We start from the raw sequence: 16,610 nt of genomic DNA, 5'->3' as shown, positions 1-16,610 counted from the left end.
AGCGTACATTCGAGGTGACATAATGATAAATGAAGCAGGGTTGCTTTCTTTTATGAAGGAAACTGCCTATAAACCAATGACGATTCAAGAGCTGAAGGAGCATTTTGAGTATGTAAGTAAAGCGGAAATAAGTGACTTTAAGGCATTATTAGATAAGTTAGAGCTAGAGGGACAGATCATTTTAACGCGAAATGGTAGGTATGGAGTCCCTGATCGAATGGGATTAGTTAAGGGACGGTTGCAGGTACATGCAAAGGGATTTGCTTTTCTTATTTCAGAGGAGCCTGATCATCCTGATGTTTACGTACATGCCAATGATCTAAAAAGTGCAATGAATGGAGATATTGTGCTTGTTCGGGTTAATGCACGAGGGACTAGTGGTGGAAAGCTTGAGGGTGAGGTTGTCCGCATTGTTAGCAGATCCATTACTCAAATTGTTGGGGTATTCCAGCATAATAAATCATACGGTTTTGTCGTACCGGATGATAAACGTGTTCATCGTGATATTTTTGTACCCATGGAAAGTTTTCTTGGTGCTGTAGATGGGGACAAGGTAGTTGCCAAAATTGTGAGTTACCCTGAAGGCCGTACCGCTGCGGTAGGTGAAATTATTGAAATTTTAGGGCACAAGGATGATCCTGGCGTTGATATTTTATCCATTATTCGTAAGCATCAGCTTCCAGAGGCATTTCCCGTTGATGTTATGGCTGAAGCTGCGGCTGCGCCTGATGTGATCGCGGAAGAGGATATTGTAAAGCAAGGTCGTCGTGATTTAAGAAACAAGATCATTGTGACGATTGATGGCGAAGATGCAAAGGATTTAGATGATGCTGTTCATGTAGAGCGTTTAGAAAATGGGAACTTGAAGTTAGGTGTGCATATTGCCGATGTTGGTTATTATGTACGCGAGAACTCACAACTAGATCAAGAGGCGTACAATCGTGGCTGTAGTGTATATTTGGTCGATCGTGTCATTCCGATGTTGCCACATCGTTTGTCTAATGGAATATGTTCATTAAATCCTAAGGTAGATCGCTTTACATTGTCGTGTGAGATGGAATTTGACGAGCATATGAAGGTCGTTAATCATGATGTGTTCACGAGTGTAATTCGTACGACAGAAAGAATGACCTATACAAATGTTCGTAAAATTTTACAAAATGAAGATGCTGAAGTGACAGAAAAGTATGCTGGTTTAGTAGATATGTTTAAAACGATGGAGGATCTAGCGTTAAGATTGCGTAAACGTCGGATGGGACGGGGTGCTGTTGATTTTGACTTTGCGGAAGCTAAAGTCATCGTGGATGAAAACGGTAAGCCTGTTGATATTATAAAACGTGAGCGCTCCATTGCTGAGCAAATTATCGAAGAATTTATGCTTGCTGCTAATGAAACGGTAGCGGAGCATTTCCATTGGCTTAAGGTTCCGTTTATTTATCGGATTCATGAGGACCCTGATCAAGAGAAGCTGATGAACTTTATGGCATTTGCAGCTAACTTTGGGTATGCAGTGAAGGGTGGAAAAGGCAACAAGGTACATCCTCGCGCATTACAGTCCTTGTTAGAAGAAATTTCAGGAACAAAGGAACAAACGGTTATAAGCACGATGATGTTACGTTCCATGAAGCAGGCGAAATATGATGCAGAAAGTACAGGGCATTTTGGCTTAGCGGCTGATTTTTATACTCATTTTACTTCACCAATTCGTCGTTATCCTGACCTTTGTATTCACCGTATTATTCGTGAGGTCATTGAAAACAAGGGTATTTTACCAGAAGCGAGACTGGAATTTCTAGCTAGTCGTGTGGGTGAAATAGCGCAACAATCTTCGGAGCGTGAACGGCTTGCAGTAGAGGCTGAACGGGATACAGAGCAACTGAAGAAGGCAGAATTTATGCTGGATAAGGTTGGGGAAGAATTTGTTGGTATTATTAGTAGTGTGACAAGCTTTGGCATGTTTATTGAATTAGATAACACCGTAGAGGGCTTAATTCGCCTAAGTGCAATGTATGACGACTACTACAATTTCCATGAACAACACATGGCGTTAATTGGTGAACGTACTTCTAAAATTTATCGCATTGGTGATGAAGTGAAAATTCGGGTAGCCCGCGTCAATATGGATGATCATACGATCGACTTTGAACTTGTGGATAGTAAAGGAAGACGAAGAGAACGTGGCTTGCCAGATAGCTATAGAGGTAACGGGGGTAGCGCTGGTTCAGGTTCTAGGTCAGGTACTAGTTCAGATAAAAGTTTCCGCTCAGATAAAAAAGGTAAGAAGACTCGTGCGGGTCAAGGTGGAGGTTACGGCGCTAGTACCGGCTCTGGATCAGAACGTGGTAAACGCAAGGGTAAGGCAGAAAGTAACTTTGTTGGTTCTGGTGGCTTTGGCGGTCGTAAATCTAAAAGCAAAAAAGGTGGGCGTTCAGGTGAGCCATTAATTTTTGGCAGGGACAGCAGGGATAGTAGGGATAGTTCACAAAAGGGATATGCAAACCATTCTTCAGATCGCCACTTAGGTAATGGGGAATCTAATCAAGGAACTCCTACCCAGGGGCAAAGTCAGGGACAAGGAGAACAAGGGCAAGGTTCAGAGCGTAGTGGAATTCGCTTCGAGTTTGGCTCTGGTAAAGGTGGTTATTCTCAGGGAGTTAATCCTAACTATAATGATCGCGGCGAACGTAGAGGCAAAAGCAACCCTAAAGGCGGCGGTAATGGCCAAAGCAGACGTAAAAAAACGTCTAAAAGCGGCATTTTTGTAGGCGAGTCGTTTTCGGTTGAAAATGGAAGTAATGGTGCAGGAAATCAAGGGGAAGCTAGCCTAGCAAGAGAAGGGAAAAAGCGCAAGAAAAACAAAGGTAAGTCAAACCAAGCTACCGCTGCATTTGTTAGGAAGAAAAGGAAGTAGGAAGTAAAACATGTTCAGGTTTCAGCTTGAATTTAATAATAATTAGGCTGGAATCTGAGCATAAATTTTTAAAAAAATGAACAGGTAGTTTATTTCGTTTGTTTTTTTGAATTTGTTGAATTAAATAAATTTAGTGAATACAACGAAGTCAGTGAATTCAGTCAATTCAGTGAGTGAGCGTATAAGTAGGTTGATTTTACTACCTATTATTGCTACAATTATAGTCTAGCTTTGTGAATGGAATTCGTTAATATTTCGTTTTATAATGCAGGTCTGTAAGCATTTCAAAGTCAAAATTGTTCAATTGTAAAGTCGATGAAGGAGTGAAGGAAATACATGGGGAAAAAAAATGATGGAAAAGTGCTAGCGCAAAATAAAAAGGCCTCCCATGATTATTTCATCGAGGATACGTTTGAAGCAGGCATGGTGTTGACTGGAACTGAGATAAAGTCTGTTCGTAATGCTCGTGCTAACATTGGAGATGCTTTTGCTACGATCCGTAATGGCGAGATTTTCATTCATAATATGCACATTAGTCCGTTTGAGCAAGGAAATCGGAACAATCCATCTGATCCTACACGGACACGTAAGCTGTTAATGCACAAAGCTCAAATCTCTAAGTTGCTTGGTTTAGCTAAGCAAGAGGGATACACCATTGTGCCATTGAAGGTATATGTGCGTAATGGCTACGCTAAATTGCTGCTTGGCTTAGGTCGAGGTAAAAAGCAATATGATAAGCGTGAAGCGGCGGCAAAACGCGATGCACAACGCGATATTCAGCGTGTACTTCGTGAAAAGCAGAAGATCGCTAGGTAATATTTGTTTTTACGAATTGTGGTTAAAATGTAAGTAATCTTTACTACTTACGTTATGATTGCTGTGCTATACTAGGGATGTAACAATTTAGATGTACTCTTAATATTGCACCTAGCTTGATGCTAACCGTACGATTAAACGTACACCTTTTATTACGGGGGCGTTTTTTGGATTCGACGGGGGTAGATCGAGCGTGGGTAGCGGGTAGTGGGGACGCGGCCACTTCATCAACGCTAAAGCCTATTAAATGGCAAAACACAAAACAACTACGCTTTAGCAGCTTAATAACCTGTTAGCGTGCTCCTCTCCTGCATCGCCCATGTGCCGGATGTAGGGGCTCAACTTTAGTGGGATACGCTGTTACATCTCCGCCTGGGGTGTGCAGAAGAAGACAATCAGGCTGGGTTTAGTGAAAGCTAGTTGCAGGGCGTTTGCTAGACCGACATTAAAGCTGTGACTACACCCGTAGACACCTATGTGGCGTTGCCTTCGGACAGGGGTTCGACTCCCCTCGCCTCCATATGTAGTACAAAAAAAGAAACCTTAATTGGTTTCTTTTTTTTGTATTTCTTTGGAATTTTAAATAGCTACGCAATGTTTTTGTATGATTTGGGTTAATTCTTCAAATGTGTATTTGTGGTTTACCATATCTACTACAAAGTCTTCAGCATATTTCTCATTCATTTTGAAATGTAAATTGTTATACCGTAAAAACAAGACAAGGGCTGTAAAGGCTGTTCGTTTGTTAGCATTATAAAAAGGATGATTTTGACCTAATGACTCAAACAATGCAGCTGATTTTTCGAAAATAGTTTGATATGCATCTTTTTTAAAAGCAGAGGATTGAGGGCGAAGGACAGCCGACTCAAGCAACCCTGCTTCTTTAACGCCTTTTTGTTCAGATGGACTATATCGTTGGATCATAGCAACATTAATAGCAATAACCTCTTCTACAGTCACATAACGTATATTTCTCATCTTTCTTTAAGGTTTTTCAATGTCTGGTCATACTCTTCAATTACGCTAGTTAACGTGTCCATAAAATCTTCACTGATGCCATCAGGTAAAGACACCTTATTCGATTTTTTGATAATGATTTCGCCAGTATTTTGGTTAACATCAATCAAAACACTATCTCCTTGACTTAATCCGATCTGTTTGAGAGCGTCGGTCATGGTTATACCCAAACTATTACCGAATTTGCCTACTTTTCGTTCCATATCTATCACCCTATTCATTGTGAATCCTCCTTTATAATATATTCAACTGTTATAACAATTATACATTGTTTAAGTATTGAACTTCAATTTAATTATTATTGGCATTTGCTATACTAGACCGACATCAAACTGTGACTACACCCGTAGACACCTATGTGGCGTTGCCTTCGGACAGGGGTTAGACTCGCCTCGCCTCCATATGTAGTACCAGTGACGGACACCATTTGGTGTCCGTTTTTGTGTATCAGTCTATTATTTTGGTACTACTAATTACTATATTAATAGATTTGGAGTGAGAACATTGACCTTAATGACTATTGAGAAGGAAAAACAAATTCAGCTCTCAGATTATAAGAAGTTAGTTAGAAAAATATAATACCATCAATTAGTGTTCTGATTGGTGATATTTCAGTTTGTGATATAATAAAAATAATTTAAAACTGGAGGGGGATTGAGAATTTATAGTAATCGAGAACAACTCCATGAAGTTCTGAAAAAAGCAAATCAACATGCACGGAAGCAAGCTAAAGAGTCAGGTGCCTCTATCTATTATATAAAGAATAACAAACGCGTTCGTGAAGATGCAGAAGGAAACAAGTTTGAGATTGTTTTTGATAAAATGGGAAAACGACAGGAATTTGAATACCATGAGTGATTCCAGGAGGGAATGCCGTATTCTTTCAAATAGACAGATCCAACCAAAAATAAAAAAACCTGAGATATATTAATCTCAGGGATTGTATGCCTATTTTTTTCAAGACCTTATTCAACATCATAACAGACCGGGTATTATAAGTCTATATTTTTTTCTGGGAGTCATGTACCATCTTCCTATAAACAAGCGAATGGAGATGGATGATGATGTTAAAGGAAGTGCAGATTGATCGTGCAATGACTTATGAATATCCCCCTGATGGAACAACGTTACCTATTATTGATCCGTATGATGGCTGTACAATCGGGTGTCCCTATTGTTTCCGACTAGAGGATGAAAATTGGAATAAAAACTTGATTGTTAAACTCAACATAGCAGAAATTTTGTGCGAAGAATTAACTCACTGGAATAAGGAAGAAGTAATATATTTGGGGAGCAAGTGTGATCCTTACATGGGTATTGAACGAAAATATCAGTTAACCAGAAAATGTTTAATCGAATTAAGTAAGTTAAGTGTAAAGTGCATGGTTACAACTAAAGCCGGATCAAAACTAATCTATAGAGATATAGATGTGATTAAACCTATGCGAGACAGATTCACGCTGCTTTTAGGTTTATCAAACCTAGAACAGTTAAAGAGAATGGATCCTTATTCAATAATGAGCAATATACAGACAGCAAACGAATTGCACAGAATGGGAATTAAGGTTTGGGCATTTATTACTCCGATTTTACCGGGAATAACAAATGTGGATGAAATGATTAATGCTTTAGATAAGAACATCCCCGTATTCCTAGATAGAATTAGAATAGGAAAGAATAACAGGCCTAGTTTAGAAAAATATATAGGTAAAAATTATCCTCATCTAACTAGCACTTATAACGATATCCTTAATAATAATATTGATGTTTACTTTGATCGAATACGAGAAAAGTGGAGTAATGATCAGCGAGTACAATTTGTTTTTGAATAATGGTAGGCGTAGACACCTATGTGGTGTTGCCTTCCGACAGGGGTTCCAGACCCCTCTGCAAGAAAATGACCTAGTAGACATCAAAATTAAAAAAGCGAATTTAGTCAAAAATGTGCCAACGTATGAAGTTTCCTTGGAAGAGAGCTCTCAGACATAATTGTTTAATTTGAATGCCAAAAAAAGAAGGCAGTCAATCAACATGATTAGCTGCCTTTGTTGAACTAACCAATTATCTGACAATTGATGAATCAAAAATTCATTTTATCATATTGGCTCCAATACTCTGTTTTTAATTCCATCCATTTTTCTTTATTTTTGAGTATGTTTTTATAATTGCTCGCTTCCTCTCCTAAACTTAAAAATTCATCTAAGCGTTTATAAAACAAATCGAAAGCTTCAGCCTCATCTGATGAAAAGAAATTTAATATGCTGCTCCAATGATGCGAGGAAGAGATGTCATATTGGATTTGAATCCATTCTTGAAATCCCTGCAAAAAATGAGTAGATTCATTTTGTTCATTCATATAATATACGGCGTATAATACACCATCCAAAAAAACTTTTAAGTTAATTATCGATTTTTTACCAATGTACATTCCTGGTCTGTGCTTAATTTTTTTTAGAAGATCATAGAGTTCTTCGCTTGTCATCTGTTTCACAAATATCACCTCAATATTTATATAGAATATAAAGTAGAGAACGTGTTATTCCTCTCATAATGAAGCCATAATAGTAACCAGTTGCGCATCATTAATTAGCTGAGTATATTTTTTAATTACATATACAACAATTCTCCTAACATCCTAAAATGGTCTTACTTTATGTTTCAGTATAGTCACCATTGCTGTTATTTCAAAGGGATTTTATCATTCTAGTTGATCTGTTGGATAAGAGGCATGCAGGGCTTTTAAAATCGTAAGTTCGCCTCCATCAGTATGAAAAGGACACCCCAAAGGTGTCTTTTTTGCATTGGTGGAAAGGGGGAGACAGGGTTACGGTACAAGGGATAATGGCATAATCCCAATTCCAATGTTTTCTGCTACATAGTAAGGAACAATAGATATATTATTAATAGATATGGAATCGGGATTACTGATCATTCCTATAATCGCCCCCATAATCGCCGATTCAAGTCTTCTTCGGTAAGGACAACCGTCCATGCAAATCCATAACCGCACAAGGTTGTGGTTTTTTCTATATTTAGGGTATTACTGTAATGAGACGTGATGTCAGGAGTATTCTATCGGTTATGCTATAATTATACATAGTGTAGTTTCATTCGGAAAAATCACATTTCCTATATATAAATTTATTGGACAAGGGGTGCATTGAACAACCATGCTCGATTATCAGACTTCCCTACACCACAAGTTGATTATTATCGGTGCAGGCGCATCAGGACTCATGGCCGCTGTTACAGCGCGGGATTTGGGTATCGATACCGCCATTCTAGAGGGGAATGACCGTATTGGGAAAAAAATTGCAATGACAGGCGACGGTCGTTGCAATATTACGAACGATTCCACTATGACGGATACCGACGACGAAGTAGTGGCATTATCGGGCAAGTATCACAGCAGTCAGGCTGAATTTCCGTTGCCTGTGTTGCAGCAATTTGGCATCCGTCAAACCATTGATTTTTTCAATATGCTTGGATTGCCACTCACAAAATTGAAAGAAGGCTTAATGTATCCGATGTCGCTGCAGGCTGCATCCGTGTTGGATATTTTTGAGCTTGCTTTGGAGGAACGGAATGTTCCGGTATACCTTAACAACAAAGTGATAGATGTTACCGTATCGACGGATCATCCGCGATTCAAGATTACATGCCAAAACGAGGCAGAGGAGCAGGTTGTCTATACCAGCGAATACCTGTTTATATGTACGGGCGGCCTCACGGGCCAGAATGCGGGGACGGATGGTTCTGGGTATGTACTTGCTCAAAGCATGGGGCACGCCATGGTCGAGCCTGTTCCGGCAATTGTGCAATTAAAGGTGCAATACCCTTACATGAAGGCTCTATCGGGCATCAAACTTCAGGGACGAGCACACATTCTCGTGAATGGAAAGGTCGCTCGCAGTGAAACCGGTGAAATTCATTTCGCCGATTACGGCTTTTCCGGCCCGCCGATTCTTCAACTCAGCCGTATCGCTGCTGTTCATCTCTCGAGAGGGGATTCCGTGACTTTATCCATCGATTTGATGCCGAACCGCACGAAGGAGGAGGTTATCGAATTTTTGGAGATGAACTGGGGGACATTCACACACCGGCCTGTTGCGGAATCCTTCATCGGGTTTTTACACAAGAAGCTAATCCCTGTCTTGCTGAAGGAGGCGAAAATCGATGAAGAGCCAAACCTCCTTTGCCAGGATCTCTCATGGAAAACAAAAGGGATCTTCTATAAAATACTGAAGCGTTGGGAATTCAAAGTAACAGATACCCATAGCTTCGAGAAGGCACAAGCGACAGCCGGAGGTATCGTTACAAAAGATCTCTTCGCTGACACGTTGGAATCTAAGCTCGTGCCTGGGCTCTATTTCGCTGGCGAGGTGATGGATGTCGACGGCGAGTTCGGCGGCTACAACCTGCAATGGGCCTGGAGCTCCGGATATACGGCCGCAATGGCGTTGGGGAGACATATTTTCAAATGAAGACATTAGAAAAAGGAATGAATTCAACACATATGTATAAGTCGAAATCTACAATGCACCACGAGCTGTTTATTATCGGTGCAGGCGCTTCAGGTCTTATGGCCGCTGTTACTGCGCGAGATCGAGGGATCGATGTCGCAATCATTGAAGGCAATGACCGGGTAGGAAAGAAGGTACTCACGACTGGCAATGGGCGTTGTAATATTACGAACCAATCTACGGCGAAGGGTACGGATGAAGCGGTCGCATTATCGCATAAATATCACAGTAACCAACAGGAATTCCCACTGCCTGTGCTGCAGCAATTTGGCGTTCGACAAACCATCGATTTCTTCAACACACTTGGCCTTCCGTTGCTCGCCATTGAGAATGGCCGAATGTATCCGATGTCACTACAGGCTGCATCTGTATTAGAAGTTTTTCGAATCGCGCTAGAAGATCGGTATGTTCCAATACACTTCAAAACTAGGGTGTTGGATGTTACCGTATCGAAGGGACATCCGCGATTTACGATTACGTGCCAAACGGAGGCAGAGGGCGAGGTCGTGTATACTAGCGATTATCTCTTTATATGTACAGGCGGCCTTACCGCACCAAAGACAGGAACGGATGGATCGGGTTATACGCTTGCCCAGCGATTGGGACACACAATGATCGATCCTGTACCAGGAATCGTACAGTTGAAGCTGCAATATCCGGATCTAAAGGAGTTGTCTGGCGTCAAATTCGAGGGGTTAGGTCATATCATCGTCAACGGCGAGGTTATTCGCAGTGAATATGGGGAAATCCTGTTTACAAACTACGGCGTCTCCGGCCCACCGATTCTCCAGCTAAGCCGGAAGGCTGCGTATCAACTCAAAATGGGAGAAACAGTAACCTTATCACTTGATTTGATGCCAGACCGCACGGAGGAGGAAGTCGTCGATTTTATGACTACGCATTGGGGGACATTTGGCTACCGAACTGTTGCAGCTTCCTTGATTGGAATTTTTAACAAGAAGTTGGTCCCTATTCTGTTGAAAGAGGCGGGAATCGATCAGGAGCCGAACCTCCTATGTCAGGATTTATCATGGAAAGCTAAGAAAACCTTGTGCCAACTCATAAAGCGTTGGGAATTTATCGTAACCGATACCAATGGTTTCACGAATGCACAAACGACGGCCGGTGGCATCGATACAACAGAGTTAAGAAAAGGAACGCTAGAATCGAAGCTAGTACCTGGGCTCTATTTTGCCGGAGAAGTGATGGATGTGGATGGAGATTGCGGTGGCTATAATCTGCAATGGGCCTGGAGCTCAGGCTATTCCGCTGCGATGGCACTTGCTGATCAAATTACAGGTATTGTGGAACAAGATTGATAGTTGTTTGCTCCTTGCACGCAGGGAACACACGCCGTCGAATTGTAGATTTGTACAGCCACGGCTCGCTTCCACCAATATGTAACCCCCCGACCTCTTACGGTTGGGGGGGTGCTAGTACGCCCAGCATGAGCGTCATCTCTAGGGTGAAAATCCCGAGTGGGGGCTTTCCGCCCCCTTCACTCGATTTTTAGAGAGAAGAAACAGTGTTGCTGAATTTAACAGATACATGCAATGCTATTTTTACCAGAAAGCCTGCTTCAAACCTTCAAAACCTGACGAATCCATTGAGCCGTTTGTTCGGGACGTTCAATAGGAAATTGATGGCCGTATGGAATACGAGTAATATCGAGGTGTTCGTATGACTTTGGAATATGATGTTCTTTGTCCATGTCTCCCCATAATATGTTGATTTTGGCCTCATCCCACTCCTTGGGATCCAGTTGAATGGACTTCGATTGTGTTAACGATGACATGACCGTAGCGTTAGTCGTGCGGATGCGGGGTGATTTTAAATCACGAACCACATCATGTACATAATCCTCTAAATATTTGCTAGATGTTATGAAATTTTTGTTTTTAAGCATCTCTCTTTTCAGTTTGGCAGGCTTCAAATGTTTTAAAATGAGTTTTGTAACACCTTGAATTTTGTATTTAGGTTTTATAGGATGCAAGACTGGTTGCAGTATAATAAGCTGATGGATCAGTGAAGGCTGGCGTTGCATGACTCGGGCGGCAATCAACCCACCAAATGAATGGCCAACCAATATCACGGGTCTATTCAACTCGATAATCATGGCTGCTACACTATCTACATAGCCTTCTATCACAGAAGGATCATGGTGGTATGGCGTACGTCCAAATCCAGGTAAATCAATGAACCATGTATTAATATCACTTAAGGATTCGGCGATAGGCAATAGGCTATCCGCACTGCTAAACGTCCCATGAAGAAAAATAACAGGGATGCTCTCCATATCTTTTTCTAATGAGATTAAATTCGTTCTTCTTCGTTGAGAAAAGCTCTCCTGCCGATCTAATCCTAAATGATTTAACCGATAATCCAGATCGCTTACTATAAAAGGTAGAGTAGATGGCGCTATGGAAAAATTCCTCCCACTCATTTGTTCAATTTCTAATTTAGTGTTGATGGGAAATTCTGATTTTACAAGAAAGTTCATGGACTCCTTTGGAATACCAAGAAGCTTCCCAGCACCCATTCCAAGAATGGTTTTTAATAACGGAGGCGATACCGTTCCAAAGGGCTTGGCTGTTTGCAGTTCTTTTGCAATGAGTTGAATCAAGACTCGAATGGATGGACTCGCTTGTTTACTATCTAATAAATAGTAGGTATTACTTGATAACCCTTCTGTATGAGCAAGCTTGGCAATAAATGAGGCAACATGATCAACGTGTACCATGGGCAACCAGTAGTCGTCACCACCTGGAACGAGCGGCATAAGGTTTCGCCTTACGGCATCGATTAAAATACTGAGACCTCCAAGCTGTTCTGTCTCCCCTGAGAAGGAATTGCCAACGACAACACTAGGATTAACTGTAGATAAAGGGATGTTCATAGCATGAAGAGATTTACGTATATAGGAGTCTGCTAGAAACTTCATTTTTTCATAGGGAGGTTCTTTATCTAGCAGGTGATTCAGATCTGACAGTGCATTTTGTTCATGATAAGGACTCATAAAACCTGAGAGATGGATGAAATGCTTTAAACCTTTTGTGGAGTGAATATCTTTGGTCAGCTGAACAAGGGCTTTGGCTGGATAGAGAAATGATTGCTCAGCTTCACTAAGGCTTAACCCAATATTCATGGGGCCGCCTGCATGGATGATCAGATCCGTGGCAAGCATTTGCTTATAGCTAGTATCATCTAAACCTAATCTGGGTTTAGTTAGATCCCCAATGACTGGTAAGATGTTAAGTTGTTGATCGGTCGGTAGTTGGTTTACGATTGCATCTAAACGGCTTTTTTGACGTACGAGTACATAAACTTGGTGCTGAGAAGCTAATTCAGAGAGTAGGTGTCTTCCGATAAAACCAGTTCCACCCGTTAAAAAGATATTCATAATAGAAATTCTCCTTTATCATTTTTAGTACTAAATAGTACTAATATAATTAAAAAAATTACTTTAGCAATGAAGCTAAAGCAGGATAAACGGCTTTGACGATATCTGTATTATTAGAAGCTTGAGCTAAGAAAAGAGCACCCTCGATAGAGGAGACGATGAGTGTAGCTGTTTGCTTGATTGGGAGTTCTGTCTTTAGTTCCTGTTTCGCAATCCCTTCGGCTAGAATGAATTCAACGGCCTCAAACTGTTGTTCAAAAAAGCTTTTGATTCGATTTCTGACCTCGATAGCTTCGAGGGGTGTTTGTGTGTAAAGGGTTAGGAATGGACAGCCACCAAGGTAATTATTTTGTTCCGTATTATCGATTAGGATGACCAGTAAAGCTTCTAATTTTTCTAGAACAGTGGTATCACTGTGAGACAGGATTTGATGAATACGTTGTTCATAATGTGAAATCAACTGATCAACGGTCGCGAGAAGTAGCTCCTCCTTACTTTTAAAATAGTAATAAATGTTGGTTTTTGAGACTTTGCTATGTGCGACGATCTCGTCCATGCTTGTTGCTTGGAAACCCTTGGTAAGAAACAATGTGAAAGCTGATTGCAGTGCAATGTCTTTATTGCTGAGTGTATTTTTTTTCATATTAGTACTATATAGTACTAGTGGTCAACAGTCAAGCAAGATTGAGACGGTTATGCGAAACAATCCGCGTGAAAACCCATTGCTGAGCATTCAAAAAAACGACTGACCAATTTAGGTCAGTCGCTTCATAAATTGTCACATACATAACTACTCTATAAGAGCAGCCTTAATCAAAGCATTAACTCTGGAATTATAGAGCAATCCAATATGAGATACTAGATTAACAGAAATATTGTTCGCCCCGTCTAATCTGGATAAAAGTGGCGAAACAATAGTATCGCTGGTTGAATATATCGAAGTAACTGTAATACCGCTTGGGGCTTTACTCGTTGTTAACCGATTTGCTCCGCCTAGCGTAATCAGTTTATCTACTTTATCAATGCCTCCACGGTTCAGAATATAATATAAGCTGTTCGCTCCCCCCATACTATGAGCAACAATATGAACCTTTGAATGTCCTGTTTGGCGAAGCACATCATCTACGAATCGGCTAATTGCCGCTGAGTTCAACAGTTGATTTCCTGCCTTGCTTGGTAGATCAATCGCAAATAATTCGTTACTTGCCCAGCCCTCACTACGTAGATACCTTTCAATTAACGCAAAGTTACTGTCCGAGCCAGTTAATCCATGAACAAATACGATTGGAGTGCGTGAAGTTGCAGCAGATGCCTTCATACTCTGTCCAAGACCTGTTAAAGTAAAAATAAAAATCATACTCATAAAAACAATTAGTAGTTGCCTTAATTTTCTCATCTCTGATCATCCTCCTGTTATATGAGATACATTCATATTTTACGATTCTTTAATTGGGAATGATAGAGTAATTTAGCCTCATTTTCCCATAAAATTCACTCATTTACTGCCCATTTTTTTGAAAAAAATAGTTTCTATCCTTTTTTAACTTGAGTTTGTATATAAAGCTTTTAAGTCATTTCCACCAGCTTCACTCTTGCTAGTCTTACGTTTAATATCTTATACCCATACTTTGTTATCTAGATCATATAGTTTTTGAGCTTATAGATTATACATTGATTTAATAGGAAAATAGTACCATTATTTGAAAGTTATAGTTAATGATATTTGAACAGGTCGAATTAAGTTACATTGTTGGAAAAAAATATGAAACTTGTTGTTGATATGATCCTGAAATGGAATATAATAGATTTATAGAGGATTGTGCCGTATTTTGATATTAAAGGTAATTTAAATAATTTATGTGATTCATAGTTCGGAAGTAGGGGGTGTTATGTAAAAAAATGTAAATTAATCATTATAATTATATAAGAAGCTGATCTATATGATGTTGTTATAGAAGTAAAAATAGTAAAAATAAATGGTTTTATAAAATGGATGTATGATGATGCGCACTTTACTTGTAAAGGAAAAAAACACCTTAAATGAGCTGAGAGAGTGAGAGTGTAGGGGCATGAAGGGGAAAAAATATTCAATATATGAGCCGTACATACCGTTAGATTTAAGGGATTTAGTAAGAAATCAGGTCAGCAATAATCCAAGTCATGTGGCATTTGAGTTTTATAAGAAAAAAGAATATATAGCAAAAACGTATCAAGAGTTTCAAGATGACATTGTTAATTTGGGAACTTTTTTTTATTTCAATATGTTGAAAAATAGCAAAATTGCCCTCATTGGTGAAAATAGTTATGAGTGGTTAGTTAGTTATTTTGCAGCGGTGATTGGGAGCAATGTTATAGTTCCAATTGATAAAGATCTGTCTATCCAAGAAATATACCGTATTGCAGAGGATAGTGGGGTTGAAGCAATCGTATATTCAAATGATTATTGCGATGTAGCAGAGGAATTACAGACGCGTAGTTCCAAAATACGTTGTTTTTTTAATATGAAAAATATGGATGAGTATAGGGAGAAAGGACAAGCGGATGTTCAACATAAGGAGGACTTTATAAACAACGAGATTGAACCTGACCAGCTATGTACAATAATCTATACCTCAGGAACAACTGGGAAACCTAAAGGAGTTATGCTTAGCAACAGAAATTTAGCATCGAATATAGCAGGGGCTTGTCAAAATTTTTTCGCTACAGATTCATCTATGCTAGTGTTGCCTCTGCATCATACCTTTGCACTTACAAGTATACTTTGTATGTTTAATTGGGGTGTTCGCATTCCGATTAACTCTAGTTTAAAAAAGTTCAATTCAGATTTAAAACAGTTCAAGCCATATTGTATGTTCTTAGTTCCGATGTTTGTGGAATCAATGTATAAGCGAATTTGGGAGGTTGCGAGCGAAAAGAAAATTACCACAAAACTAAAGCGGGCCATTGGAATGAGTAATTGCTTAAGAAGAATCGGAATTGATATAAGAAGAGTGTTATTTAAACAAATCATAGATGAGTTTGGTGGAAAATTAGAATTCATCGTTTCAGGTGGGGCATTTTTAGAGGAAAAGTATATAAAAGGGTTTGAAGAGTTCGGGATAACCGTTTTAAACGGATATGGTGTTAGTGAATGTTCTCCTGTAGTTGCAGTAAATCGGAACAAATACTACAGCTATAAAAGTGTGGGTTTACCATTAGTGAGTAACAAAGTGAAAATTGGAACATGCGATCAAGAGGGAAATGGTCCGATTTTAGTCAAAGGACCCAACGTAATGCTTGGTTATTATAATAACGAAGAAGCGACTAACAATGCAATTTGTGACGGATGGTTTAATACAGGAGATATCGGATATTTGGATTCAAATGGATTTTTGTATATTACAGGCCGGGAAAAAAATCTGATTATTTTAAGCAATGGAAAAAATATTTATCCAGAAGAGATAGAGTCAGAATTGATGAAATGTGAATGGATTCATGAAGTGATTGTGTATGGACAAGATAATTGCTTGCATGCGGCGATTTTTTCAGAACAGGGAGATCAGGATGCAATAAGAAAATTTATTACTACCTATAATTATGGAAAACCAGTATTTAAACAAATACACAAAGTTACCTTTAGAGAAGTGGAATTTGAGAAGACGACTACGAAAAAAATTAAAAGAAACTTTACAAAATAGGCAAAGGAGAACAAACATGGTAGAAAAATTAACAAAAATATTGCAAGGTTATGTGAAAAATAACAAACCTATTTCTAGGGATGCAGCATTAGTAGCTGATTTGGGACTAGATTCAATAGATGTTTTTTCTTTAGTTGCAAGAATTGAAGATGAGTTTAATGTGGAAGTTTCAGAAAGAGTGATCAGCGAATTGGTAGTGGTGCAAGATATTATAGATTATCTTGAAAAAAATGTGTAGTTTTTTACACTCTCAGGCAAGGTTAAGA

General features: G+C 39.5%; 16 protein-coding genes and 1 other RNA gene. 10 read left to right on the top strand and 7 right to left on the bottom strand.

The window, feature by feature from the left end; all coding sequences use genetic code 11:
* Window positions 1-22: 22 nt before the first annotated feature.
* The 3 genes from rnr to ssrA all read left to right on the top strand — a co-directional run bounded on the left by rnr (window position 23) and on the right by ssrA (window position 4,250).
* Window positions 23-2,911: a ribonuclease R gene (gene rnr / locus ABE099_RS12040; RefSeq protein ID WP_430030942.1), complete on the top strand. Its 2,889-nt coding sequence runs from the start codon at window positions 23-25 to the stop codon at window positions 2,909-2,911.
* A 336-nt stretch (window positions 2,912-3,247) separates the two neighbouring features.
* Window positions 3,248-3,727 (top strand): SsrA-binding protein SmpB, encoded by a 480-nt coding sequence (smpB, locus tag ABE099_RS12035; protein WP_210090110.1) that lies wholly within the window; start codon window positions 3,248-3,250, stop codon window positions 3,725-3,727.
* A gap of 156 nt (window positions 3,728-3,883) precedes the next feature.
* Window positions 3,884-4,250, top strand: a transfer-messenger RNA (tmRNA) gene (ssrA, locus tag ABE099_RS12030).
* Window positions 4,251-4,306: 56 nt separating this feature from the next.
* Here ssrA and ABE099_RS12025 read toward each other — a convergent pair.
* Window positions 4,307-4,705, bottom strand: a complete 399-nt coding sequence (locus tag ABE099_RS12025) for a type II toxin-antitoxin system death-on-curing family toxin (RefSeq protein WP_430030939.1) — start codon at window positions 4,703-4,705, stop codon at window positions 4,307-4,309.
* Window positions 4,702-4,965, bottom strand: a complete 264-nt coding sequence (locus tag ABE099_RS12020) for an AbrB/MazE/SpoVT family DNA-binding domain-containing protein (RefSeq protein ID WP_430030936.1) — start codon at window positions 4,963-4,965, stop codon at window positions 4,702-4,704. The genes ABE099_RS12025 and ABE099_RS12020 overlap by 4 nt, the downstream gene beginning before the upstream one ends.
* Window positions 4,966-5,398: 433 nt before the next feature.
* Here ABE099_RS12020 and ABE099_RS12015 point away from each other — a divergent pair, with 433 nt between their 5' ends.
* From ABE099_RS12015 to ABE099_RS12005, 3 genes are all read left to right on the top strand, one after another.
* Window positions 5,399-5,602, top strand: coding sequence for a hypothetical protein (locus ABE099_RS12015; protein ID WP_430030933.1), 204 nt, complete (start codon window positions 5,399-5,401; stop codon window positions 5,600-5,602).
* A 206-nt stretch (window positions 5,603-5,808) separates the two neighbouring features.
* Entirely contained in the window at window positions 5,809-6,576 is a 768-nt protein-coding gene (locus ABE099_RS12010) for an SPL family radical SAM protein (protein WP_430030930.1), read from the top strand.
* Complete coding sequence (locus ABE099_RS12005; RefSeq protein WP_430030927.1) at window positions 6,569-6,733, top strand: hypothetical protein; 165 nt, start codon at window positions 6,569-6,571, stop codon at window positions 6,731-6,733. The genes ABE099_RS12010 and ABE099_RS12005 overlap by 8 nt, the downstream gene beginning before the upstream one ends.
* Before the next feature lie 91 nt (window positions 6,734-6,824).
* Here ABE099_RS12005 and ABE099_RS12000 read toward each other — a convergent pair whose 3' ends face one another.
* Together ABE099_RS12000 and ABE099_RS11995 are read right to left on the bottom strand one after the other, a co-directional pair.
* Entirely contained in the window at window positions 6,825-7,226 is a 402-nt protein-coding gene (locus ABE099_RS12000) for a hypothetical protein (RefSeq protein WP_430030924.1), read from the bottom strand.
* 342 nt (window positions 7,227-7,568) lie between these two features.
* Window positions 7,569-7,694: a hypothetical protein gene (locus ABE099_RS11995; protein WP_430030921.1), complete on the bottom strand. Its 126-nt coding sequence runs from the start codon at window positions 7,692-7,694 to the stop codon at window positions 7,569-7,571.
* 220 nt (window positions 7,695-7,914) lie between these two features.
* Here ABE099_RS11995 and ABE099_RS11990 point away from each other — a divergent pair, with 220 nt between their 5' ends.
* Window positions 7,915-9,228, top strand: a complete 1,314-nt coding sequence (locus ABE099_RS11990; protein ID WP_430030918.1) for an NAD(P)/FAD-dependent oxidoreductase — start codon at window positions 7,915-7,917, stop codon at window positions 9,226-9,228.
* Window positions 9,225-10,586, top strand: a complete 1,362-nt coding sequence (locus ABE099_RS11985) for an NAD(P)/FAD-dependent oxidoreductase (RefSeq protein WP_430030915.1) — start codon at window positions 9,225-9,227, stop codon at window positions 10,584-10,586. Before ABE099_RS11990 ends, ABE099_RS11985 begins: the two co-directional genes overlap by 4 nt.
* Window positions 10,587-10,846: 260 nt before the next feature.
* Here ABE099_RS11985 and ABE099_RS11980 read toward each other — a convergent pair whose 3' ends face one another.
* The 3 genes from ABE099_RS11980 to ABE099_RS11970 form a co-directional block, all read right to left on the bottom strand.
* On the bottom strand, window positions 10,847-12,667 hold the full coding sequence (locus ABE099_RS11980) for an alpha/beta fold hydrolase (protein ID WP_430030912.1): 1,821 nt from the start codon (window positions 12,665-12,667) through the stop codon (window positions 10,847-10,849).
* Between the two features lie 58 nt (window positions 12,668-12,725).
* Entirely contained in the window at window positions 12,726-13,310 is a 585-nt protein-coding gene (locus ABE099_RS11975) for a TetR/AcrR family transcriptional regulator (protein ID WP_430030909.1), read from the bottom strand.
* Between the two features lie 147 nt (window positions 13,311-13,457).
* A complete protein-coding gene (locus ABE099_RS11970) occupies window positions 13,458-14,063 on the bottom strand; it encodes an esterase/lipase family protein (protein ID WP_430030905.1) in 606 nt (201 codons plus the stop codon).
* 673 nt (window positions 14,064-14,736) lie between these two features.
* Between ABE099_RS11970 and ABE099_RS11965 the strand changes: the two genes are divergently transcribed.
* Window positions 14,737-16,344 carry an AMP-binding protein gene (locus ABE099_RS11965; RefSeq protein ID WP_430030902.1) on the top strand — a complete coding sequence of 536 codons (1,608 nt, stop codon included), beginning with the start codon at window positions 14,737-14,739 and terminating at the stop codon, window positions 16,342-16,344.
* Between the two features lie 16 nt (window positions 16,345-16,360).
* Window positions 16,361-16,582 carry an acyl carrier protein gene (locus tag ABE099_RS11960; protein WP_430030899.1) on the top strand — a complete coding sequence of 74 codons (222 nt, stop codon included), beginning with the start codon at window positions 16,361-16,363 and terminating at the stop codon, window positions 16,580-16,582.
* Window positions 16,583-16,610 lie beyond the last annotated feature (28 nt).

It is taken from the genome of Paenibacillus turicensis, from assembly GCF_050461185.1.
GTDB lineage: Bacteria > Bacillota > Bacilli > Paenibacillales > Paenibacillaceae > Fontibacillus > Fontibacillus turicensis_A.
Note: the sequence above shows the minus strand (reverse complement) of the source record. Positions and strands in the feature narration are given on the sequence as shown.

Coding starts and splice junctions, on each gene's coding strand:
- rnr (WP_430030942.1), top strand. CDS start 23: ATGATAAATGAAGCAGGGTTGCTTTCTTTTATGAAGGAAACTGCCTAT.
- ABE099_RS11965 (WP_430030902.1), top strand. CDS start 14,737: ATGAAGGGGAAAAAATATTCAATATATGAGCCGTACATACCGTTAGAT.
- ABE099_RS11990 (WP_430030918.1), top strand. CDS start 7,915: ATGCTCGATTATCAGACTTCCCTACACCACAAGTTGATTATTATCGGT.
- ABE099_RS12000 (WP_430030924.1), bottom strand. CDS start 7,226: ATGACAAGCGAAGAACTCTATGATCTTCTAAAAAAAATTAAGCACAGA.
- ABE099_RS11985 (WP_430030915.1), top strand. CDS start 9,225: ATGAAGACATTAGAAAAAGGAATGAATTCAACACATATGTATAAGTCG.
- ABE099_RS11970 (WP_430030905.1), bottom strand. CDS start 14,063: ATGAGAAAATTAAGGCAACTACTAATTGTTTTTATGAGTATGATTTTT.
- ABE099_RS11980 (WP_430030912.1), bottom strand. CDS start 12,667: ATGAATATCTTTTTAACGGGTGGAACTGGTTTTATCGGAAGACACCTA.
- ABE099_RS12020 (WP_430030936.1), bottom strand. CDS start 4,965: ATGAATAGGGTGATAGATATGGAACGAAAAGTAGGCAAATTCGGTAAT.
- ABE099_RS11995 (WP_430030921.1), bottom strand. CDS start 7,694: ATGGGGGCGATTATAGGAATGATCAGTAATCCCGATTCCATATCTATT.
- smpB (WP_210090110.1), top strand. CDS start 3,248: ATGGGGAAAAAAAATGATGGAAAAGTGCTAGCGCAAAATAAAAAGGCC.
- ABE099_RS12025 (WP_430030939.1), bottom strand. CDS start 4,705: ATGAGAAATATACGTTATGTGACTGTAGAAGAGGTTATTGCTATTAAT.
- ABE099_RS11960 (WP_430030899.1), top strand. CDS start 16,361: ATGGTAGAAAAATTAACAAAAATATTGCAAGGTTATGTGAAAAATAAC.
- ABE099_RS11975 (WP_430030909.1), bottom strand. CDS start 13,310: ATGAAAAAAAATACACTCAGCAATAAAGACATTGCACTGCAATCAGCT.
- ABE099_RS12010 (WP_430030930.1), top strand. CDS start 5,809: ATGTTAAAGGAAGTGCAGATTGATCGTGCAATGACTTATGAATATCCC.